General features: G+C 68.5%; 17 protein-coding genes and 1 riboswitch. Of the genes, 3 read left to right on the top strand and 14 right to left on the bottom strand.

What is annotated here, in order from left to right; translation table 11 throughout:
• Window positions 1–3 precede the first annotated feature (3 nt).
• Together ACSFA0_RS00650 and ACSFA0_RS00655 are read right to left on the bottom strand one after the other, a co-directional pair.
• Complete coding sequence (locus tag ACSFA0_RS00650; protein ID WP_435448305.1) at window positions 4–915, bottom strand: DUF7577 domain-containing protein; 912 nt, start codon at window positions 913–915, stop codon at window positions 4–6.
• A 90-nt stretch (window positions 916–1,005) separates the two neighbouring features.
• The gene (locus ACSFA0_RS00655; protein WP_435448306.1) at window positions 1,006–1,860 is read right to left on the bottom strand and encodes an oxidoreductase; all 855 of its coding nucleotides are present in this window, start codon (window positions 1,858–1,860) and stop codon (window positions 1,006–1,008) included.
• Window positions 1,861–1,982: 122 nt separating this feature from the next.
• Between ACSFA0_RS00655 and ACSFA0_RS00660 the strand changes: the two genes are divergently transcribed.
• A complete protein-coding gene (locus ACSFA0_RS00660; protein WP_435448307.1) occupies window positions 1,983–2,960 on the top strand; it encodes a LysR family transcriptional regulator in 978 nt (325 codons plus the stop codon).
• A 4-nt stretch (window positions 2,961–2,964) separates the two neighbouring features.
• Here ACSFA0_RS00660 and ACSFA0_RS00665 read toward each other — a convergent pair whose 3' ends face one another.
• The 4 genes from ACSFA0_RS00665 to ACSFA0_RS00680 all read right to left on the bottom strand — a co-directional run bounded on the left by ACSFA0_RS00665 (window position 2,965) and on the right by ACSFA0_RS00680 (window position 9,833).
• Complete coding sequence (locus ACSFA0_RS00665; RefSeq protein WP_435448308.1) at window positions 2,965–3,681, bottom strand: outer membrane lipoprotein; 717 nt, start codon at window positions 3,679–3,681, stop codon at window positions 2,965–2,967.
• A 101-nt stretch (window positions 3,682–3,782) separates the two neighbouring features.
• The gene (gene metH / locus ACSFA0_RS00670) at window positions 3,783–6,497 is read right to left on the bottom strand and encodes a methionine synthase (RefSeq protein WP_435450869.1); all 2,715 of its coding nucleotides are present in this window, start codon (window positions 6,495–6,497) and stop codon (window positions 3,783–3,785) included.
• Window positions 6,498–6,561: 64 nt separating this feature from the next.
• A riboswitch (S-adenosyl-L-homocysteine riboswitch) is annotated at window positions 6,562–6,629 on the bottom strand.
• A 504-nt stretch (window positions 6,630–7,133) separates the two neighbouring features.
• The gene (gene dinG / locus ACSFA0_RS00675) at window positions 7,134–9,356 is read right to left on the bottom strand and encodes an ATP-dependent DNA helicase DinG (protein ID WP_435448309.1); all 2,223 of its coding nucleotides are present in this window, start codon (window positions 9,354–9,356) and stop codon (window positions 7,134–7,136) included.
• Window positions 9,357–9,395: 39 nt separating this feature from the next.
• Complete coding sequence (locus ACSFA0_RS00680) at window positions 9,396–9,833, bottom strand: PACE efflux transporter (protein ID WP_435448310.1); 438 nt, start codon at window positions 9,831–9,833, stop codon at window positions 9,396–9,398.
• A 98-nt stretch (window positions 9,834–9,931) separates the two neighbouring features.
• On the opposite strand from ACSFA0_RS00680, the gene ACSFA0_RS00685 reads away from it, so the two are divergent.
• A complete protein-coding gene (locus tag ACSFA0_RS00685) occupies window positions 9,932–10,834 on the top strand; it encodes a LysR family transcriptional regulator (protein WP_435448311.1) in 903 nt (300 codons plus the stop codon).
• A gap of 11 nt (window positions 10,835–10,845) precedes the next feature.
• On the opposite strand, the gene ACSFA0_RS00690 is transcribed toward ACSFA0_RS00685, so the two are convergent.
• Window positions 10,846–11,658 (bottom strand): SH3 domain-containing protein, encoded by an 813-nt coding sequence (locus ACSFA0_RS00690; RefSeq protein WP_435448312.1) that lies wholly within the window; start codon window positions 11,656–11,658, stop codon window positions 10,846–10,848.
• Between the two features lie 98 nt (window positions 11,659–11,756).
• The gene (locus ACSFA0_RS00695; RefSeq protein WP_435448313.1) at window positions 11,757–12,803 is read right to left on the bottom strand and encodes a homocysteine S-methyltransferase family protein; all 1,047 of its coding nucleotides are present in this window, start codon (window positions 12,801–12,803) and stop codon (window positions 11,757–11,759) included.
• A gap of 180 nt (window positions 12,804–12,983) precedes the next feature.
• Here ACSFA0_RS00695 and ACSFA0_RS00700 point away from each other — a divergent pair, with 180 nt between their 5' ends.
• Window positions 12,984–13,382 (top strand): hypothetical protein, encoded by a 399-nt coding sequence (locus tag ACSFA0_RS00700; RefSeq protein WP_435448314.1) that lies wholly within the window; start codon window positions 12,984–12,986, stop codon window positions 13,380–13,382.
• Window positions 13,383–13,490: 108 nt separating this feature from the next.
• Here ACSFA0_RS00700 and ACSFA0_RS00705 read toward each other — a convergent pair whose 3' ends face one another.
• The 6 genes from ACSFA0_RS00705 to ACSFA0_RS00730 all read right to left on the bottom strand — a co-directional run bounded on the left by ACSFA0_RS00705 (window position 13,491) and on the right by ACSFA0_RS00730 (window position 19,853).
• On the bottom strand, window positions 13,491–14,879 hold the full coding sequence (locus ACSFA0_RS00705; RefSeq protein WP_435448315.1) for an FAD-binding oxidoreductase: 1,389 nt from the start codon (window positions 14,877–14,879) through the stop codon (window positions 13,491–13,493).
• Window positions 14,872–15,690, bottom strand: a complete 819-nt coding sequence (gene hutG, locus ACSFA0_RS00710) for an N-formylglutamate deformylase (RefSeq protein ID WP_435448316.1) — start codon at window positions 15,688–15,690, stop codon at window positions 14,872–14,874. Before hutG ends, ACSFA0_RS00705 begins: the two co-directional genes overlap by 8 nt.
• Entirely contained in the window at window positions 15,687–17,066 is a 1,380-nt protein-coding gene (locus ACSFA0_RS00715; RefSeq protein ID WP_435448317.1) for a formimidoylglutamate deiminase, read from the bottom strand. Before ACSFA0_RS00715 ends, hutG begins: the two co-directional genes overlap by 4 nt.
• Before the next feature lie 307 nt (window positions 17,067–17,373).
• Window positions 17,374–18,588, bottom strand: a complete 1,215-nt coding sequence (gene hutI, locus ACSFA0_RS00720) for an imidazolonepropionase (RefSeq protein ID WP_435448318.1) — start codon at window positions 18,586–18,588, stop codon at window positions 17,374–17,376.
• Window positions 18,589–18,591: 3 nt separating this feature from the next.
• Window positions 18,592–19,188 (bottom strand): HutD/Ves family protein, encoded by a 597-nt coding sequence (locus ACSFA0_RS00725; RefSeq protein WP_435448319.1) that lies wholly within the window; start codon window positions 19,186–19,188, stop codon window positions 18,592–18,594.
• Window positions 19,185–19,853, bottom strand: a complete 669-nt coding sequence (locus tag ACSFA0_RS00730) for an amino acid ABC transporter permease (RefSeq protein ID WP_435448320.1) — start codon at window positions 19,851–19,853, stop codon at window positions 19,185–19,187. Before ACSFA0_RS00730 ends, ACSFA0_RS00725 begins: the two co-directional genes overlap by 4 nt.
• Window positions 19,854–19,860 lie beyond the last annotated feature (7 nt).

Below are 19,860 nucleotides of genomic sequence, written 5' to 3' on the forward strand. Positions count from 1 at the left end.
GCGCTATCGGCCCACGGCGTTCGGCGTCGAATAGTCGTAGCGCGGGCCGGGGCCGGGGGTGACAGGCGGGCCCAGGTCTTGCCCGCCCGTGGTGGTCACGCTGCCGGTGGGCGACGCAGGAGATGTCATCGGCAACGGCTCGCGCGGACCCGGGCCCGAAACGACTGGCGGACCAGCGTCCTGGTAGTTCGGCGCCGAGGTCATGGCGGGCGGGCGCGACGGCTCGACCCATCCACCGTAATCGGCAGGGCGCACTTCGGCGGGCGGCGGCCGCACGCGTTCTCTTGTCGCCGCCTGGCGTTGCGGCGCGGGTCGCTCGCGCGCTTCGGCGTCAGGCCGTGGTGCTGCAGGCGTCACGGTCGATGCGGGCCGGGGAGCACGCGCTGTCGGGGTTGCTGATGGCGGCGGTGCGTCCGTGGTCGCCGCGGCGGCGCGCGGCAGCGCCACAGGCGCTGGCGGGCTGATCGGCGCCGCGCTCTGGGTGGCCGGTGCCACAGGTGCCACCGCCGGCGTGTCAGCGCTGACCTGCCCTGCAGGCAGTTGCGTCGGCGCCTTGCTGCCCGTGAGCATGTACACGCTCCAGGCGATGAAACCGATCATGACGGCGAGACCCGCCATGCAGAACTTGAACCAGAAGCCGCTGTTGCTGGCCTCCGGCAGCGGCATGGGACGCGAATGCACCGTGCGTGGCGCGTCGAAGCGGCTGTCGCCGGGCACAGCACCCGAGGCCGTCACCGGCGGCGGCACCGGGGCCGTCACCGGGGGTGGCAAGGGTGCACGCGTGGGAGCACGCGTCGACGCGATCGAAGGCTCCGCACCGAGCCGCGCGGCACACGCTTCGCAGAAGCGGGCACCTGCGCGGTTGCGTTGGCCGCATTCAGGACAGGCGATGGTCGACGACTTGGGACTGGACATAGCGCTTCACTGTGCATGAAAGCGACGCCCTTGCCTGTCGGCTACCGCCGGGAGCGCGTTTCCACATGTCACCGGCGCTGCCCCTTTTGCTCAGGCCGGCGCGTAGTCGGTCGACGCCGCCAGTTCGGCCCATTCGGCGGTCTCGCGCTGCAGGCCGTCGATGTGGTCGCGGATCACCTGCAGCGTGTCGGTGCCCAGCGGCAGGCGCATCGGCGGCTTCGGCGACTCGACCAGCCGGATCACCGCCTGCGCCAGCTTCACGGGGTCGCCCGGCTGGTGGAGGCTGATGCTGCGCGCAGCGATGCGCACCTGGCCCGACGTGCCTTCGTAGTCGGCGATGAACTTGGGCGACACGGTCAGCGAATTGCCTTCGAGGAACTCGGTGCGGAAGTAGCCCGGCTCGACCGCCGTGACGTGGATGCCCAGCGGGGCCAGTTCCTTGTGCAGCGCCTGGTTGATGCCTTCGACGGCGAACTTGGTCGAGCAGTACAGCCCGAAGCCGGGTCCGGACTGATGGCCGCCCAGCGACGAGAGGTTGAGGACATGGCCGCTGCGGCGCGCGCGCATCGACGGCAGCACGGCACGCGTCACGTTCAAGAGGCCGAACACGTTGGTCTCGTAGAGCTTGCACACCTCGTCGGCCGTGGCTTCCTCCACCGCGCCGAGCAGGCCGAAGCCGGCGTTGTTCACCAGCACATCGATGCGGCCGAAGCGGGCGATGGCCGCCTCGACGGCACGCGCGGCCTGGGCCTCTTCGGTCACGTCGAGCGACACGCCGAGCAGCGCCGGGTGGTCGCCGAAGCGCTTGGCCACGTCGGCGGCGTTGCGGGCGGTCGCCACCACCGCGTCGCCGTTGGCGAGTGCGGCTTCGGCCATGCGGGCGCCGAGGCCGCGGGAGGCGCCGGTGATCATCCAGACGCGCTTGAAGTCGTTCGTTGCAGTCATGTCGGTTCCTTTGAAATCAGGGTGATGAGGGGATGCGGTGAGGGAAATGTAGGTTTTGCATCCGCATCGGAATAGCCCACTTTGGCTCGCTTCATACGCAAGACAATCGTGATAATCCGGCGATGGCCTTCAACGAACTCCGCGCGATCACCACCTTCATCCAGGCGGCGGAGCTGGGCAGCCTGCGCCAGGCCGCCGCCGCGCAGGCGATCACGCCGCAGGCGGCCAGTCAGGCGCTGGCGCAGCTCGAATCACACCTGGGTGTGCGGCTGTTCCACCGCACCACGCGACGACTGAGTCTCACGGAGGAAGGCAGCCAGTTCCTCGAGGCCGCGCAGCCCGGCCTGAACGCGCTGCAGCGCGCGTTGCGCAATGCGCGCCGAGGGCGCGAAGAGATCGCCGGGCCGCTGCGCATCGTGGCGCCGCGCGCGACCATGCTGCAGGTCCTGTGGCCAGTGCTCGAAGCCTTCTGCGCGCGGCATCCGCAAATCGAGCCCGACGTGCAGCTGGACGACCGCGTCGGCAACTGGGTCGAGGAGCGTGTCGACGTGGGCTTCCGCAGCGGCCTCGCGCCGCAGGACGGGCTGATCGCGCGCAAGCTAATGCCGGTGCAGCTCGTGGTGTGCGCCGCGCCGGCCTACATCGCGCGCTTCGGTGCGCCCCAGCGCATCGACGACCTGGCGCAGCACCACTGCAGTTGCTTTCGGCACCCGACCAGCGGCAAGCTGATGCCATGGGAGTTCAAGGTCGACGACCAAATCGTGGCGCGCGACATCGCACCCGCGCTGTGCACCAACGACGTCGACCTGGAAATCCGCGCGGTGCTGGCAGGCCAGGTGATCGGCCAGTTGATCGGTGCCACGGCGGCACCGCTGCTGCGCAGCGGGCACCTGGTGCCGTTGCTGACGCAGCACGTGACGGACCACCTCGGTCTGTACGTCTACTACGGCAGTCGGGTGGCGCAGCCGCTGCGTGTGCGCGCCTTCATCGACCTCGCGGTCGAGATGCTGACGGACAGCGCCGACTTCGTGCTGCAGCCGCACGAGTTGAAGCCGATACCGGCGCGCAAGCGCGCAGTGGTCCGCAGCAAACCGCGCTAGCCGTTCAAACGCGGCCGTCGGCCGGACGCAGCACGTTGCCCTGCAGCGTCACGGGTTTGCCAATGGGCGGCGCGGTGCGCGTTTCGACCGTGCGGAGGCGGCCATCGTCCATGCGTACGCTGACCTGGTAACTGGTCTCGGTGCGGGTGCGCTTCTCGATGGTGTGGCCGGCATAGCCACCGCCCACGGCGCCGATCACCGTGGCCGCCGTGCGTCCGCCGCCATGGCCGATCTGGTTGCCGAGCACGCCGCCCAGCACACCGCCTGCGACGGCACCGACGCCCGTGGGCGGCGCAGCGTGCTGAACGGTGCGCACGGATTCGACCCGGCCGCAGATCGCGCAGACCGGGGCTCGTGCGGGGGCCGGTGCTGCAGCGACGGTGCCATTGCCCGGTGCCGCATTCATTCCGGCGGTCGAAGGTGCGGTCGACGGCGGCTCCGTGCGACTCACGGTGTCCGGCACACGCGCCGGTGCCGGCAAGGCGGCAGAGGGCCGGTCGCCATCTTCAGGGCCGTACAGCGGTTGCGCCGGCGCAGTCGCGCTGGGCGTCCCGCCGTGATCGCTGCTGTGCTGGTAAAGCATCGTGCCGCCGAGCGCTGCGATCACGACAGCCAGTGCGCCAATGGTGCCCCACAGCACCTTGGGCGAGGTCGCGCCGCGCTGGGCTACCGGGCGGCGCTCGGGCAGCGGTTCGATATCGGTAGTGATCGGGTTCTGCATATCTGTCCTTTCGCTGAAACCTCCACGATGTTCCAGCTTAGACAGCGCAGCACCGCCGCGACTCCCGCCGTGGCTGTAAAAACCGTAACCGCGCCGACGGCCTACAGATTCGGTGCCAGAAGGCGCTCGAGCTCGCTCTCCGGCAGCCGACGGCGTGCCGCCTGATCGGCCAGCTGGTCGTGCCCGATCTTCCCGACGTTGAAGTACGTCGAGTCGGGATGGCTCAGGTGGAAGCCGCTCACGCTGGCCGCCGGCGTCATGGCCAGGCTCTCGGTCAGCGTCATGCCGATGTCGGCGCACTGCATCACCTCGAACATCTCGCGCTTCACGCTGTGGTCGGGGCAGGCCGGGTAGCCGGGCGCGGGGCGAATGCCGCGGTACTTCTCGGCAATCATGTCTTCGTTGCTCAAGGCCTCGTCCGCGGCGTAGCCCCACAGGTCGGTGCGCACGCGGTGGTGCAACGATTCGGCGAAGGCTTCGGCCAGCCGGTCGGCCAGTGCCTTGAGCATGATGGCCGAGTAGTCGTCGAGGTCGTCGACGAAGGCCTTCTCCTTCTTCTCGACGCCCAGGCCGGCGGTGACAGCGAACATCCCGACATAGTCCTTCAGCCCGCTGTCCTTCGGCGCCACGAAATCGGACAGGCATCGGCTCGGGCGCATCACGCCGTCGATCACCTGCTTTTCGGTCTGCTGGCGCATGCCGTACCAGGTCATCGCGACCTCGCTGCGCGTCTCGTCGGTGTAGAGCTCGATGTCGTCGTCGTTCACGGTGTTCGCCGGCCAGAAGCCCACGATGCCACTCGCACTGAGCCAGCGGCCTTCGATCAGGCGCTGCAGCATGCGCTTCGCGTCGGCATACACGCGCACGGCCTCGGCGCCCACGACTTCATCTTTCAGGATCGCGGGGAACGGCCCGGCCAGGTCCCAGGTCTGGAAGAACGGGCCCCAGTCGATGTACTTGGCGAGCTCGGTCAGGTCGAAGTTCTTGAACACGCGGCGGCCGATGAACTTGGGCACCGGCGGCGTGTAGTTCGTCCAGTCGATCGGCGTCTTGTTGGCGCGTGCCTTGGCCAGCGGCCACAGCGGCACCTGCTTCTTGTTGGCGTGCTGCAGGCGCACCTTGTCGTAGTCGGCGTTGAGTTCGTCGATGTACTTGGTCGCCTGGTCGCTCAGCAGGCTCTGCGCCACGCTCACGCTGCGCGACGCATCCGGCACGTAAACGACCGGGCCTTCATAGTGCGGCGCGATCTTCACGGCCGTGTGCACGCGGCTGGTGGTGGCGCCGCCGATCATCAGCGGGATCTTCTTGATGCGGAAATGGTCGTCGCGCTGCATTTCGCCGGCCACGTACTGCATCTCTTCCAGGCTCGGCGTGATGAGGCCGGAGAGGCCCACGATGTCGGCGCCCTCGACCTTGGCGCGCGCCAGGATCTCGTGGCAGGGCACCATCACACCCATGTTCACCACTTCGAAGTTGTTGCACTGGAGCACGACGGTGACGATGTTCTTGCCGATGTCGTGCACATCGCCCTTCACCGTCGCGATGATGATCTTGCCCTTGGTGCGCACGTCGCGGCCGGCCGCCTCGTCGCGCAGCTTCTCTTCCTCGATGTAGGGCAGCAGGTGTGCCACGGCCTGCTTCATCACGCGGGCCGACTTCACCACCTGCGGCAGGAACATCTTGCCGGCGCCGAACAGGTCGCCGACCACGTTCATGCCGTCCATCAACGGGCCTTCGATGACATGCAGCGGCCGGCCGCCCTTGGCGAGGATGTCCTGGTAGGCCTCTTCGGTGTCCTCGACGATGAACTCGGTGATGCCGTGCACCAGTGCGTGGCTCAGCCGGTCTCCCACGCTCACCGGCGCCTCGGGCGTGCCGCGCCAGTCGTTGCGCTTGCTCTCGTCCTTGGCGCCGCTCTTGGCGGTCTCGGCCACTTCGACCAGGCGTTCGCCAGCATCGGGGCGGCGGTTCAGGATCACGTCTTCGACGCGCTCGCGCAGCACCGGCTCGAGGTCGTCGTACACGCCGACCATGCCGGCGTTGACGATGCCCATGTCCATGCCGGCCTTGATCGCGTGGTACAGGAAGACGGTGTGGATGGCCTCGCGCACCGGGTCGTTGCCGCGGAAGCTGAAGCTCACGTTCGACACGCCGCCCGACACCTTGGCGCCGGCCAAGTTCTGCTTGATCCAGCGGGTCGCCTCGATGAAGTCGACCGCGTAGTTGTTGTGCTCTTCAATGCCGGTCGCGACCGCGAAGATATTCGGGTCGAAGATGATGTCCTCGGCGGGGAAGCCGATTTCGTCGACCAGGATGCGGTAGGCGCGCTGGCAGATCTCGACCTTGCGCTCGTAGGTGTCGGCCTGGCCCTTCTCGTCGAAGGCCATCACCACAGCGGCGGCACCGTAGCGGCGCAAGAGCTTGGCCTGGTGGCGGAACTGGTCTTCGCCTTCCTTCATGCTGATCGAATTGACGATGCCCTTGCCCTGGATGCAGCGGAGACCCGCCTCGATGACCTCCCACTTCGAGCTGTCGACCATGATCGGCACGCGCGCGATGTCGGGCTCCGACGCGATCAGGTTCAGGAAGCGGACCATCGCGGCCTTGCTGTCGAGCATGGCCTCGTCCATGTTGATGTCGATGACCTGCGCGCCGTTCTCGACCTGCTGGCGCGCCACGGCCAGGGCTTCCTCGAATTGGCCGTTGAGGATCATCCGCGCGAAGGCCTTGGAACCAGTGACGTTGGTGCGTTCGCCGATGTTGACGAACAGCGTGCCCTCGCCGATGCGCACGGGCTCGAGGCCCGACAGCTTCATCGGGGGAACGGACGTGACGGCAGAGGAAGAAGATTCGGACATGGGCTCACCTGGATTCGCGATGGTCAGGTGAGCGTCGTTGCGGGATCAGACCCGAGCCTGGCGGGGGTGCCGCTGCAACGCTCCTCGGGGTCGTCTATTTTAGTGGCCTTTGGTTGAGGTGATGGTTGTCGAGGTGCTTCGGTGTGGTGTAGGGGCGTCGGCGGGCGGCATGCCTTTGGGCGGCAGACGTCTCCGGCCCTTCGGGCTTCGCTGCTGCTCCTCGCGTCAGGCGGGGTCCGCGCAAACTCGCTTCGCTCAGACACGCGCGGCCCTGATCCGCCTGCCCCTGCGGTGCTCGCCGGAGCCTCAACAACCGCCCAAAGACATACCACCCACCGACGTGGACGCAATCGTTGTGCATCTCTCCGGCGAGCGCAGCGATCCCCAAGCCCGGCAGGCGGTGCGGGCCGGGCGATCCCCTGTGCGTCGCTGAGGAGCGCAGCCTTCCGCGGATCAGGGCTCGCGATTGTCTGAGCGCAGCGAGTTCGAGCGAGACCGCGCGAAAGGCGAGCACCGCAAGGCAGCCCGAAGGGCCGGCGCACCGGGGTCGTCCGGCTCGCACCGCCTGCCGGGCGCCCTCACCAACGCCAACGATCAAGCAGAAACCGCGTCCCCCACCCGCACCGTAGAAAACGTAAACGGCGGCAACCCCTTCAACAACCGCTGACCATACGAAGTCCTCACCAGCCGCCTGTCGTAGCAGTACACGGAAGCGCGATCTTCTTCGCTCCGAATCGCCCGCCCCACCCATTGCGCCAATCGAATGGCCGTCGCCGGCACCACCAGCTCGGTGAACGGATCGCGCCCCACCGTGCGCAGCCACTCGGCCCGCGCCTCGCCGACCGGGTCGTCCGGCGGTGCGAAGGGCAGCTTGGCGATGAAGACCGATTCGCAGAGCTTGCCCGGCAGGTCGAGCCCTTCGCCGAAGGACTGCATGCCGAAGACGATCGACGGCAGCCCCTCGGCCACGCGATGGCGGTGGGTGGCCAGCAGTTGCTGGCGCGGCATGGCGGTCTGCAGCAGCACGCGCGGCTTGAGCGCGGCGGGCAGCGCCTCGACCGCCTGGCGCAGCTGGTCGCGCGAGGTGAACAGCACCAGCGCGCCGTGCCGCACGTCCGCCAGGTCGCGCACCAGCGCCTGGACCATCTCGGCGACGTAGCCGGCCGCGTCGCGCGGGTCGGCCCGGGTTTCGACGGCGATCAGCTTGCCCTGCGCGGCGTAGTCGAAGGGGCTGGGCACCTCCAGCGTGGTCGCCGCCTCGTCGCCATGCAGGCCCGACTCGCGCAGGAAGAAATCGAAGTGGCCGCAGCTGGTGAGCGTGGCCGATGTCAGCACCGCGCCGCGCACCTTGGCCCACAGGTGGTGGCGCAGCGTCGCGCCGGGCAGCAGCGGGCTGGCGTGCGCCTGCAGCGTGGCCTGGTCGCCGTCGACCTGCAGCGTGAACCACTTGGCGGCCGGCACCGCGTCGGGCGGGGCTTCGCGCAGCAGCAGCTGGGCGGTGTCGAGCGTCTGCTCCAGCCGCGGGGCGAGCGCGCCGAGCTGGGCGTACATGGTCGACAGCTTGCGCGCCATCGCGGGTTGTTCGCGCATCTCGGTGCGCAGGGCGCTGGCGATCACGCGCAGAGCATCGAGGAAGCCCGACGCGTGGTGCGCCACCCGGCCCAGCGGGCCCTGGAGCGCTTCGGGCAAGGCGCCCAGCGGCAGGCGCGCACGCGCGGGGCCACGGCCGGGCAGGCCCGCCGGGCCGGCGACGTCGGTCTTGAGGCCGTCGCCGTACAGGTCCATCACCAGCCGCTCGGTCTCCTGCAGCGCCTGGCGCATCTGCGCGGCGTGCATCGGCACGTCGGCCACCTCGGTGACCTCGAAGCGCACGCCCACGCGCACCGCGCGCTGCGCGAGGCGCTCGACCCAGCCGTGGCGGCCCAGGTCCATGCGACAGCCGAACTGCGCGAGCGCGGTGGCCGGCAGGTGGTGCGCCTCGTCGAGCACCAGCAGGCAGTTGTCCAACTCGGGCAGCTGGCGATTGCCGATGGAGGCCAGCAACAGGTCGTGGTTGACCACCACCACCTGCGCGCCGACCAGCGTCTTGCGGCGCTCGTAGTAGACGCACTGGTTGAACGACGGGCAGTGCTTGCCGGTGCACGATGCCGCGTCGGCCGCCATGGGGAGCCAGGCATCGGCGGCGGGCGGGGTGTCGCGGGTGTCGCGGTCGCCGTCCCAGGCGCCGCTGGAGAGCGTGTGGGCGATGCCGGTGTAGAACTGGAGGCGAGCCTCCACTTCGTGCGCAGGCCGCGCGGGGTGGGAATTTGCGGCAGCGTCGTCGTCGGCGAAGAGGTCCTCTTCGCCGTCTTCGTCCTCGTCGTCCTGCTCGGCCATCATCCCGGTCAGGCGTTCCAGCTTCTGCTGGCAGACGTAGCGCCCGCGGCCCTTCGCCAAAGCGAAGCGGAAGGGTTCCGGCATCAGCTTGGCGAGCGCCGGCAGGTCCTTGTGGACCAGCTGCTCCTGCAGCGCCACGGTCGCGGTGGAGATCACGACGCGGGTGTTGCGCGCCAGGGCCAGCGCGATGGCGGGCGCGCAGTAGGCGAGCGACTTGCCGACGCCAGTGCCGGCCTGGATCACCGCGATGGCGCGCACCGGCGGGTCGGCCGGGCCGTCACCGTCATCGCTCTCGGTCTTGCCGAGGGTGGCCGCGGCCAGCGTGTCGGCGACTTGCTCGGCCATGCGCCGCTGGCCGTCGCGGCTGCGGAAACCGGCGCTGGACTGGACCACCCCGTCGAACGCCTGCAGGGCGGACGCGGCCCATTCCAAAGAAGACATGCGCCGAGTGTTGCACGGCCGCCCGACACGGGCGGTGCGTCAGGCTGGCTGGGCGGCCCCCGTCGCGGAGGCCGGCAGGCCGAAGATGGCGTCGAAAGCCCAGTTGAAGACGAAGGTGTAGACGAGGAAGAACACCACCAGACCCAGGTCCATCACCAGCGCATCCCACAAGCTCACATCCAGCCACCACGCGAAGGTCGGCACCAGGAAAGCGACGAGGCCGCCCTCGAAGCCGATGGCATGGGCGACGCGGCGCCACACGCTGCGCCCGCGCACCGCCTGGCGCGACTCCCAGCGTTCGAAAAGCCAGTTGAAGCTCAAATTCCACAACACGGCGATCGCGGACGCGATCATCGCCAGCACACCCGAATGCCCCAGCCCCTGGCCCGACATCAGCGCCAGCCCCACGCTCGCTGCGACGATGGCGATGCCTTCGTAAAGCGTGATGTAGACGACGCGGCGCTTGAGCCCTTGCATGGAAATTCCCGGAAAACAGTGAACAGACGTTGGACTTTATGTGTCAATCGCTGATATAAAAAGTCATCTTATTTCAATTCAACTGATAGATCGGGCGCATGGCCTTCTCCACCGACAACCTGCAGGTCTTTCTCGCCGTGCTCGACCACGGCTCGTTCTCCGCGGCCGCGCGCTCGCTGGGGCGCGTGCCCTCGGCCGTGAGCATGGCGATCGCGGGGCTGGAGGCCGAACTCGACCTGCCGCTGTTCGACCGCAGCGGCCGCGAGCCCAAGCCGACCGCCGCCGCCCGCTCGCTGGAGCCGCAGGCGCGCCTGCTGGCGGCCCAGTTCAAGCAACTCGAGGTGCAGGCGCTCGCCCTCACGCAGGGCCTGGAGAACCGGCTGACGCTGGCCATTGCGCCCGAACTGCTGGCAGCCCCCTGGAGCGGGGCGCTCGCAGCGCTGGCGGCCGAATACCCACTGCTCGAGGTCGAAGTGCTCGCCGCACCGCAGGCCGACGCGCTGGCGCTGCTGCACGCCGGCCGCGCGCAGTTGGCGCTGGTGTTCGAACGGCCCAGCCTCGATGGCCGCGAAGGCTTTCAGGAAGTGGCGAGCGACACGATGGTCGCCGTGATGGCGCCGGCGCACCCGGTGCTGGCCGCCGCCGGCGGACGCTTGCGCGAGGAGCATCTGCACAACACGCGGCAGATCGTGGTGGCCGGGCGCGACCTGGCGACCAGCGACCCGCGCTTCGTCTTCGGTCGTCACGTCTGGCGCACCGACAACGCGCTGGCCGCGCTGAGCCTGATCACCGCCGGCCTCGGCTGGGGCTGGCTGCCGCGCGCCTTCGCCAAGCCGCACGTGGCGGCGGGGGCGCTGCTGGAGATCCCGTTCGAGAACCTCAGCAACGGGCTGGATCTGTGGGTCGATGTGGTGTGGTCGCGCGAGCGGCCGCTGGGGCTGGGGGCGCAGCGCTTCGTGGCGCTGATTGCGAAGGACAAGTCGGCGACGGGCGCCAACTGACCGGGTGCGGCCTATTGCCTTTGCTCGCTGCCAGGCGTGAAGCCGTTGCGCGTGTTCTCGCGTCGCGACTGAATGCGCTGCTCGGGCCGGCCGCCATCCTGAGGGCGTTGAAAGTCCGGACGCCCCTGCGGGGGGCGGTGCTCCTGCTGCCGCTGGCGTTGCTGCTGCGCCTGTTGCTGCAGGCGTTGGCGTTCCTGCTGTTGCCGCTGCTGCTCCTGCTGCCGGCGCTGCTGCTCGACCCGCTGCTGCTGTTGCTGCTGCTGACGCCCGCGCTCCTCGTCGCGGCGCCATTCCTGCCGACGGTCATCGCGCCGGTCGCGGTCCGGCCGGTAGTCGTTGCCCACGGCTGGCCGGTACGGGTTCGGCCGCCATTCCGCGCGCGGCGGTGGCGGCCGCTGCCAGTTGTCGCGTGGCGGCGGGGGCCGACCGCCCCAGTAACGGCGGTCGTCGTAGAACGAGCGGTCGCGGTAGTTGTTGCCCCAGTAGTTGCCGATCGCGAAGGTCACCAGCGGGATGCCGATGGCCGCGCCGTAGCTGGCGATCGGCACGCGCCGCTGCTCGTAGGCGTAGTCGACGCTCTGCGCATAGACCCAGCCACGCAGGCCGTCGGGCATCACCACGTCGCACCAGCTGTAGCCGCTGGTGCAGCCCAGCACCTCGAAGGGCTGGCCCGCGCCGATCGTCGCGATCAGCGGATAGTCGCCCGCAGGGCCGGCCCGCAGGTTGACGGTGCTGCGTGCAAAAGCCTGCTGGGCCGAAGCCGCGACCGGCAGGATGAACGTTAGCGCTCCCACGGCGAGCCAGCGTTGAGCGATCTTGTTCATGTGGTCATCCGGTTGCTTGGTGATTTCCACGGTGGCCGGCTTCGGCTGCCTTGTCAATCAGCCACCGCCCCGCACCGGTTCGCCCGCAGGGGCAGCGCTCAGGCCGCTTCGCGGTAGAACGCCGTGCCCTGCAACGTGCGCCCCGCCAGCGGCGTGACGCTCCGGCCGATGGCGGCGATGTGGTCGGGCGTCGTGCCGCAGCAGCCGCCCACGATGTTCACCAGCCCGTCGGCCGCGAATTCGTGCAGCAGGCGCGCCGTGACGTCCGGCGTCTCGTCAAAGCCGGTGTCGCTCATCGGGTTCGGCAGGCCGGCGTTCGGGTAGCAGCTGATGAAGGTGTCTTCCGCCACGCGCGCCAGTTCCTGGATGTACGGCCGCATCAGCGCCGCACCCAGCGCGCAGTTCAGCCCGATGGCCAGCGGCCGCGCGTGGCGCACGCTGTGCCAGAAGGCGGTCACAGTCTGGCCGCTCAGGATGCGGCCCGAGGCGTCGGTCACGGTGCCGCTGATGATGAGCGGCAGACGCTCGCCCGAGGCCTCGAAGTACTCATCGACCGCGAACAGCGCGGCCTTGGCGTTGAGCGTGTCGAAGATGGTCTCGACCAGGATCACGTCGGCGCCGCCTTCGACAAGCGCTTCGGTCTGTTCGTAATACGCCGCGCGCAGCGTCTCGAAGTCGACGTTGCGGGCGCCGGGGTCGTTCACGTCGGGGCTGATGCTGGCCGTCTTGGGCGTCGGGCCGAGGGCGCCGGCGACGAAGCGGGGCTTGTCCGGCGTGCTGTACTTGTCGCAGGCGGCGCGGGCGAGCTTGGCCGACTCGACATTCATCTCGCGCGCCAGGTGGGCCATCTGGTAGTCCTCCTGCGCAACGGTCGTGGCGCCGAAGGTGTTGGTCTCGATCAGGTCGGCGCCGGCCGCAAGATACTTCTCGTGGATGTCGCGGATCACGTCGGGCCGCGTGAGCGACAACAGTTCGTTGTTGCCCTTCACGTCGCGCTGGAAGTCCTTGAAGCGCTCGCCGCGGTACTGTTCTTCCGTCAGCTTGAAGCGCTGGATCATCGTGCCCATGGCGCCGTCGAGCACAGCGATGCGTTGGGCGAGGATGCCAGGCAGGGCCTGGCCGCGGGTGTAGACGATGGGCTTCATAGCCTGCGATTGTAGGAAGTGCGCCAGCGGCGCGGCAGGCCGCATCATTTGCATGAGGTAGGCAGGAAGGTTCTCGACCTGGTGGGCTTCTCCTGTCTCATTGCCAACAAGGAGGGCTTTTCGAAACTTTTCCCAAACTACGACGGGTTTTGGCGAGGACAGTTAGAAGCATACTGAACCATGATCAAGCGGATATTTGGAATCACGATGATAGTTGCGGGGCTTTTTGTTTGCCTATTGGCCTATCACGCCATTGTTCCAGTCGTTGTTGGAGCCAGAATTAAAGCGACAATTATTGCAGTTGAGCGCGTTGAAGCCAAGTACAAGAAAAATGGAGAAAAGAGATATTCTGATCGCCCTGTTTTTCAATTTAATTATTTGGGCGAAACGATCACCGTGAGAGATAACAATAGCGTCAACGACACCGACACAATCAACTCTCAATCTCATATTTATTACAGCGCAAAATATGGGCTCAGTCGCGGTTTTTCTGTGGTTGAAGTCGTCTTGTTGGCCATGACGTTCGGCCTTCTATTTGCGGGAGTGGCAGCTCTATTTAATGCAAATAGAACTGTTTAATCTCCTTTTCTCGCAACGATTTTGTAGCGGCTGAATCTGAAGCAGGGAGCAAGACCGAGACGCCCATTGATAACGCGGGGCCGTACGAGGGCCGGTGGAACGTGGCGTTCATCGGTCGAACAGCTTCCCCGGATTCATCAACCCCATCGGGTCCAGCGCCTGCTTGATCGCACGCATTGCGCCCAGCTCGGCGGGCGTGCGACTGGCGCCGAGGTAGGGCTTCTTGTGCGTGCCGATGCCGTGCTCGGCCGACACGCTGCCGTTGAACACGGCGACCTGGTCGTACACGAGTTGCTCGACGCCATGTTCGTCGCCGCCGACGGTGCTGGCGTCCACGGAAATGTGCAGGTTGCTGTCGCCCACATGGCCGAAGAAGACCGAGACGTTGCCGGGCCAGCGCGCGTCGAGCGCGGCGCGACAGGTGTCGGCGAAGCGGCCGATCTCGGCCATCGGCAGGCTCACGTCGAAGTTGATCGGCGGGTGCATGTTGGCGGGCAGTTCGGCGGTGGCTTCGCGGATCTTCCACAGCGCACGCGCCTGGGCCTGCGACTGCGCGATGACGGCGTCGAGCGCCTCGCCGGCTTCCATCGATTCACCCAGCAGTTCTTCGATCGCCGTGCGCAGTTCGTCTTCGTCGCTGCCGGTCACGTCGACCAGCGCGGCGAACGGATGCGGCGCATCGAAGGGTTCGCGCAGCGACTGCCACTGCAGCGACGCGGCGACGAAGTCGCGCCACATCAGTTCGAAGGCCGCCACCGCGCCGGGGAAGCGCGCCTGCAGCCGGCCGAGCAGCGCCAGCGACTGCTCGAAGCTACCGACCGCGACCAGCACGGTGGCCTTGGCGCGCGGCGCCGGGTGCAGGCGCAACACGGCGCGCGTGATGACGCCGAGCGTGCCCTCGGCGCCGATGAAGAGCTGCTTGAGGTCGTAGCCCGTGTTGTTCTTGATCATCGGCCGCAGCATCGGCAGCACGGTGCCGTCGGCCAGCACCACCTCGAGCCCGAGCGCCTGCTCGCGCATCATCCCGAACTGCAGCACGCCGTTGCCGCCCGCATTGGTCGCGAGGTTGCCGCCGATGTGGCAAGAGCCGCGCGCACCGAGGTCGACGCCGAACTGCAGGCCCTGCGCGGCGGCCGCTTCCTGCACCGCCTGGAGGGTGACACCGGCTTGAACGGTGATGGTCGACGCCGCCCCATCGAGCGACTCGATGGCGGTCATGCGGTCGAGCGACAGCGCGATCGCCCCGGCGACCGGCACCGCCCCGCCGGCCATGCCGGTGAGGCCGCCCTGCGGCACGACCGGCACGCGGAATTCGCTGCATACGCGCAGCACGGCTGCAACCTGGTCGGTGCTGCGCGGCCGCACCAGCGCGACCGGCTGCACCGGGGTGACGCCGCTCCAGTCGGTGCGATGCCGCGGTGGCACGGCATCGCCGGTCTGCACGGCATCGGCGCCGGCCGCGGCGATCAGCGCGTCGATGAAGGCCGCATCAACCACGCGGCGCCTCGACGAATGCGAGCACCGCCTCGATCATCCGTCGCACATGCGGCTGCACGCCGGCCGCCACGTCGGGCAGGTAATCGAAGGGCAGCGCCTCCTGCATGTAGCTCGACTGCGTCATCTCCAGCTGCACGGCGTGCACGTTCTGCGCAGGCTGGCCGTGGTGGCGCGTGATGTAGCCGCCGGTGAAGCGGCCGTTGAGCACGCCGGTGTAGCCGGGCGCGGTCTCGGCGATGCCGAGCAGCGTCTGCGCGAGCGCCGGGTCGCAGCTGGTGCCCTTGCCAGTGCCCAGGTTCAGGTCGGGCAGCTTGCCTTCGAAGAAGCGGGGCAGCACGGAGCGGATCGAGTGCGCGTCCCACAGCGCGGCGATGCCGTGCTGCGCCTGGATACGCGCGAGCTCTTCGGTGAGCTTCGCGTGATACGGCTTCCAGACCGCATCGCGCCGCGCGGCAATCTCGTCGTCTTCCGGGACGTCGCCGGCCTCGTAGATCGGCGTGTTGTCGAAGGTATCGACCGGGCACAGGCCGGTCACGCTCTGGCCCGGATAAAGACTGGCGCCGTCCGGTGGACGGTTGAGGTCGATCACATAGCGCGAGTGCGTGGCGACGAGCACCGACGCGCCGAGTTCGTCGGCAAAGTCGTAGAGCCGCTCGAGGTGCCAGTCGGTGTCGGGCACCTGCCGCGCCTCGGCGGTGAAGCGCGCGGCGAGCGCGGGCGGCACGTGCGTGCCGACGTGCGGCATCGAGATCAACAGGGGCCGCGTGCCCTGGCGAAAGCGGAACGGGGGTTCGGTCGTTTGAAAGGTCATGGGGAGTCCTGAAGCAGTTGGCGGCGCGCGGCGACGAAGCCGGCCGACGCGCTGTCGTGAAGCAGATGGCGACCGCCCTGCACGCGCGGCTGCCCGGCCACCCACACGGCGTCGATCGCGCTGGTGCGGTGGCTGGCGAAGACGTGGGACGACAGCATGTCGGGCGCATCGAGGCCGGCGAGCGCCGGGTGCGCCGCATCGAGCACGGTGAAGTCGGCCTGCTGCCCGACGACCAAGCCACCCACGGCGCGGCCGGACGCCTGCGCGCCGCCCTGCACCGCCGCCAGCGTCATCGCGCTCGCGACGTTCGGTTGCGACGCATCGGCCGCGACGTTGCGCTGGCGCGTGGCGAGGCGCTGGCTGTACTCGAGCATCAGCAGTTCTTCCGCGGCGTTCACGCAGATGTGGCTGTCGGAGCCGACGCCCCACGCGCCACCCGCCGCGCGCCACGCGGGCAGGTCGAAGATGCCGTCGCCGAGGTTCGCCTCGGTGGTCGGGCACAGGCCGGCGACCGCGCCGCTCGCGGCGGCACGGCGGTACTCGTCGGCGTCCATGTGCGTCGCATGCACCAGGCACCAGCGCGCGTCGACCGGTGCGTGGTCGAGCAGCCAGGCGACAGGGCGCTGGCCGCTCCATGTCACGCAGTCGTCGACCTCCTGGGTCTGCTCGGCGATGTGGATGTGCACGGGTGCGGTCGGGTCGATGGCGTCGAGGCCGGCCAACGCGTCGCGCAATGCGTCGGGCGGTACGGCGCGCAGGGAATGCGGTGCGAGGCCGAGGCGTGCGCCTTGGGAATCGCACAGCGGCTTGAGCTTTTCGAGCAGGCGCAGCATCGAATCGGTCGAGCGAATGAAGCGGCGTTGCCCGTCGCTCGGCGGCTTGGCGCCGAAGCCGCTCGTCTGGTACAGCACCGGCAGCAGCGTGAGGCCGATGCCGGCACGCTGCGCCGCACGCATCAGCGCGTGCGCCAGCTCGGCATCGTCGGCATAGGGCCGGCCGTCGCCCTGGTGGTGCACGTAGTGGAATTCGCACACCGACGTGTAGCCCGCCTCCAGCATCTCGACATACAGGCCCAGCGAGATGGCTTCGAGCTGCGCCGGGTCGAGCCGCAGCGCGAAGCGGTACATCAGCGTGCGCCAGCTCCAGAAGCTGTCGCTCGCCTCGCCGCGGTATTCGGTGAGGCCGGCGATGGCGCGCTGGAAGGCGTGGGAATGGAGGTTGGGGGTGCCGGGAATGACGGGCCCTGATGTTGCTGCCGGTGCTGTCGTGTCGGGTTCGACATGGGTCAGTTGGCCTTTGTCGTTCCATTCGAGGCGGACGTTCTTAGCCCAGCCTGTGGGGAGCAGTGCGTGGCTTGCTACGGTGCTTGCTGTCATGCGCTGATCGTTGTGTGCGTAGGGCGTTGGTGGGCGCCGTGGACGCGATCGTGGTGATCTCTCCCCGGCGAGCGCAATCGGCGTGCGCCCACCAAGCCCGGCAGGCGGTGCGGGTCGGGCGGTCCCCTGTGCGCCGCTGAGGAGCGCAGCCTTTCGCGGATCAGGGCTCGCGATTGTCTGAGCGCAGCGAGTTCGAGCGAGACCCCGCGAAAGGCGAGCACCGCAAGGCAGCCCGAAGGGCCGGCGCACCGGGGTCGATCGGCCCGCACCGCCTGCCGGGCGCCCCCCGCAAGCCAAGCGACAACGATCACAGCACCACCCTCCCCTGCCGCACCACAGATCGCACCGGCCGCTGCCCCAACCAATAAGCCAACTCCGCCACTTCTCGCACATCCCACAACACGAAGTTCGCAGGCATGCCAACGCCCAGAACACCATGTGTACCCTGCAAGCCCAGCGCACGCGCCGCATGCACCGTCACCGCATCGACGGCCTCCGGCACCGTCAGCCGGAACAAGGTGCACGCCATGTTCACCATCAGCAGCAGGCTCAGCGCCGGCGAGGTCCCGGGGTTGTGGTCTGTCGACACCGCCATCGGCACACCGGCCGCACGCAGCGCGGCAATCGGCGGCACCGTCGTGTCGCGCAGGGTGTAGAACGCCCCCGGCAACAGCACGGCCACGGTGCCCGCGTCGCGCATCGCGTCGATGCCCGCCTGCGACAGGTGTTCAATGTGGTCGCACGACAGCGCACCGTAGCGAGCAGCCAATGCGGCACCGCCCATGTCCGAGAGCTGCTCGGCATGCAGCTTGACCGGCAGGCTCAGTCGCTTTGCTGCCTGGAAGACGCGCTCGGTCTCTTCCAGCGAGAAGGCGATGCGCTCGCAGAACACGTCGACTGCGTCGACCAGCCCCTCGGCTGCGAGCGCGGGCAGCATCTCGTCGCACACCACGGCGATGTAATCGCTGCTGCGGCCGGCGTACTCCGGCGGCAGCGCGTGGGCGCCAAGGAAGGTGGTGCGCACCGTCACGCCGTAGGCCTCGCCGAGCCGTCGCGCCACACGCAGTTGCTTGCGCTCGTGTTCCAGCGACAGGCCGTAGCCCGACTTGATCTCGATCGCGCAGACACCTTCGGCCAGCAGCGATTCGAGGCGCTTGCCCGCGCTCGCGAACAGTTCGTCTTCGCCCGCCTCGCGCGTGGCGCGCACGCTCGACACGATGCCACCGCCGGCCTTCGCCACTTCTTCGTAGCTCGCACCGGCCAGTCGCATCGCGAATTCGTTCGCGCGCTGGCCACCGTAGACCAGGTGCGTGTGGCAGTCGACCAGGCCCGGCGTGACGAGCGCGTCGCCGCCGTCGTGGCGTGGCAGCGCGTGGAACTCGGCCGGCACGTCGGCCTGCGGCCCCAGCCAGCGGACCATGCCCTGCGTGACCACGATGGCGGCGGCCACCGTCGGCGCGCTGGCCAGGCGCAGGCCGGTCCAGAGGCCGTCGGCCGAAGGGCAGGTGTCGAAAGTTTTCATGGGTCAGATACGCAGGTCGTCAAGGGCGGGTGCAGCGTCGGCGGGCCGCCACTGCACCACCGCCAGGCGGGCGCCGCGGCTGGCGGGCTTGACGGTCCAGGTCTGGGGCTCGTCCGCCCACCAGACACCCTGGCCGTGCTTCAGCGTGCCGCCGCCGACACGCCACTGGCCATCCAGCGCCATCAGCAGGCCGTGCGCGCTGCGCTCCAGCACCGTCAGTTCGGAGATCACGCGCAGGGTGGCATGGCCGCGGGCGCGTCGCACCATCAGGTTGAAGTCGGTCGACAGGCCGCCGAGCAGGTGGCAATCGACCGTCGCCCCACCGTCGAAGGCGAAGGGCTGGTGAGGCGCATCGAGCACATGGTCGAACGTGCTCGACTGCAGGCGCACGCCGTCGCCCTCGAGCAGCATGATCGTGCGGTCCACGCCCGGAAAGACCGAGAACGGGCCACCCATCGCGATGGTTGCGATGCTCACGCGCCAATCGAAGTCGTCCAGGCCGGCACCGGGTGGAAAGCAGACCACCTCTTGCGTCGTGCCGCCGCCGTTCTTCCACGGTGTCACCGCGAGGGCGGAGCGCGAGAAACGCTGCAGGGTCATCGAATCAATCCTCCTTGTCCCAATTTGCGCTCCCAATGTCGCAGCACGAGCGTGACAGCGCCTGTCAACAGGAAGTAAACAAGGGCAATGGCCAGATACACCTCAAGCGAGCGGTACGACACGCTGATGATCTTCTGGCCTTCGTGCATCACGTCGTGGATGGTGAGCAACGATACCAAGGCAGAGTTCTTGATCAACGCAATGAACTCGTTGCCCAGTGGGGGAATCATGCGCGCCACGGCTTGCGGCAACACGATCTGCCGCATGGCCACGGCGGGCGTCATGCCGAGCGACTGCGCCGCCAGCGTCTGGCCGCGGTCGATTGACTGGATGGCGCCGCGCACGATCTCCGACACGTACGCGCCGGAGTACACGCCCAGCCCGAGCACGCCGCACACGAAGGCCGGCAGCAGGATGCCGAAGTGCGGCAGCCCGAAGAACAGGATGAAGAGCTGCACCAACAGCGGCGTGCCGCGGATGACCGCGACGTACGCGGTGCATACGCCGTAGAGCCAGCGGCGCTTCGGGTTCAGGCGGCCGATGCCCACCAGCAGGCCGAGCACGCAGCCCAGCGCCAGCGCGCACGCGGTGATTTCGACCGTGACGAGCGCACCGCGCAGCAGGTTGGGCCAACCGGCCCAGACCGGCGTGAAGTCCAGATCCATCAACGCA

It is taken from the genome of Variovorax restrictus (assembly GCF_051216715.1).
GTDB lineage: Bacteria > Pseudomonadota > Gammaproteobacteria > Burkholderiales > Burkholderiaceae_C > Variovorax.

Excerpts from the sequence above, each read along its gene's own strand:
- ACSFA0_RS00650 (WP_435448305.1), bottom strand. The coding sequence starts at position 915 with ATGTCCAGTCCCAAGTCGTCGACCATCGCCTGTCCTGAATGCGGCCAA.
- ACSFA0_RS00655 (WP_435448306.1), bottom strand. The coding sequence starts at position 1,860 with ATGACTGCAACGAACGACTTCAAGCGCGTCTGGATGATCACCGGCGCC.
- ACSFA0_RS00660 (WP_435448307.1), top strand. The coding sequence starts at position 1,983 with ATGGCCTTCAACGAACTCCGCGCGATCACCACCTTCATCCAGGCGGCG.
- ACSFA0_RS00665 (WP_435448308.1), bottom strand. The coding sequence starts at position 3,681 with ATGCAGAACCCGATCACTACCGATATCGAACCGCTGCCCGAGCGCCGC.
- metH (WP_435450869.1), bottom strand. The coding sequence starts at position 6,497 with ATGAAGCTGTCGGGCCTCGAGCCCGTGCGCATCGGCGAGGGCACGCTG.
- dinG (WP_435448309.1), bottom strand. The coding sequence starts at position 9,356 with ATGTCTTCTTTGGAATGGGCCGCGTCCGCCCTGCAGGCGTTCGACGGG.
- ACSFA0_RS00680 (WP_435448310.1), bottom strand. The coding sequence starts at position 9,833 with ATGCAAGGGCTCAAGCGCCGCGTCGTCTACATCACGCTTTACGAAGGC.
- ACSFA0_RS00685 (WP_435448311.1), top strand. The coding sequence starts at position 9,932 with ATGGCCTTCTCCACCGACAACCTGCAGGTCTTTCTCGCCGTGCTCGAC.
- ACSFA0_RS00690 (WP_435448312.1), bottom strand. The coding sequence starts at position 11,658 with ATGAACAAGATCGCTCAACGCTGGCTCGCCGTGGGAGCGCTAACGTTC.
- ACSFA0_RS00695 (WP_435448313.1), bottom strand. The coding sequence starts at position 12,803 with ATGAAGCCCATCGTCTACACCCGCGGCCAGGCCCTGCCTGGCATCCTC.
- ACSFA0_RS00700 (WP_435448314.1), top strand. The coding sequence starts at position 12,984 with ATGATCAAGCGGATATTTGGAATCACGATGATAGTTGCGGGGCTTTTT.
- hutG (WP_435448316.1), bottom strand. The coding sequence starts at position 15,690 with ATGACCTTTCAAACGACCGAACCCCCGTTCCGCTTTCGCCAGGGCACG.
- ACSFA0_RS00715 (WP_435448317.1), bottom strand. The coding sequence starts at position 17,066 with ATGACAGCAAGCACCGTAGCAAGCCACGCACTGCTCCCCACAGGCTGG.
- hutI (WP_435448318.1), bottom strand. The coding sequence starts at position 18,588 with ATGAAAACTTTCGACACCTGCCCTTCGGCCGACGGCCTCTGGACCGGC.
- ACSFA0_RS00725 (WP_435448319.1), bottom strand. The coding sequence starts at position 19,188 with ATGACCCTGCAGCGTTTCTCGCGCTCCGCCCTCGCGGTGACACCGTGG.
- ACSFA0_RS00730 (WP_435448320.1), bottom strand. The coding sequence starts at position 19,853 with ATGGATCTGGACTTCACGCCGGTCTGGGCCGGTTGGCCCAACCTGCTG.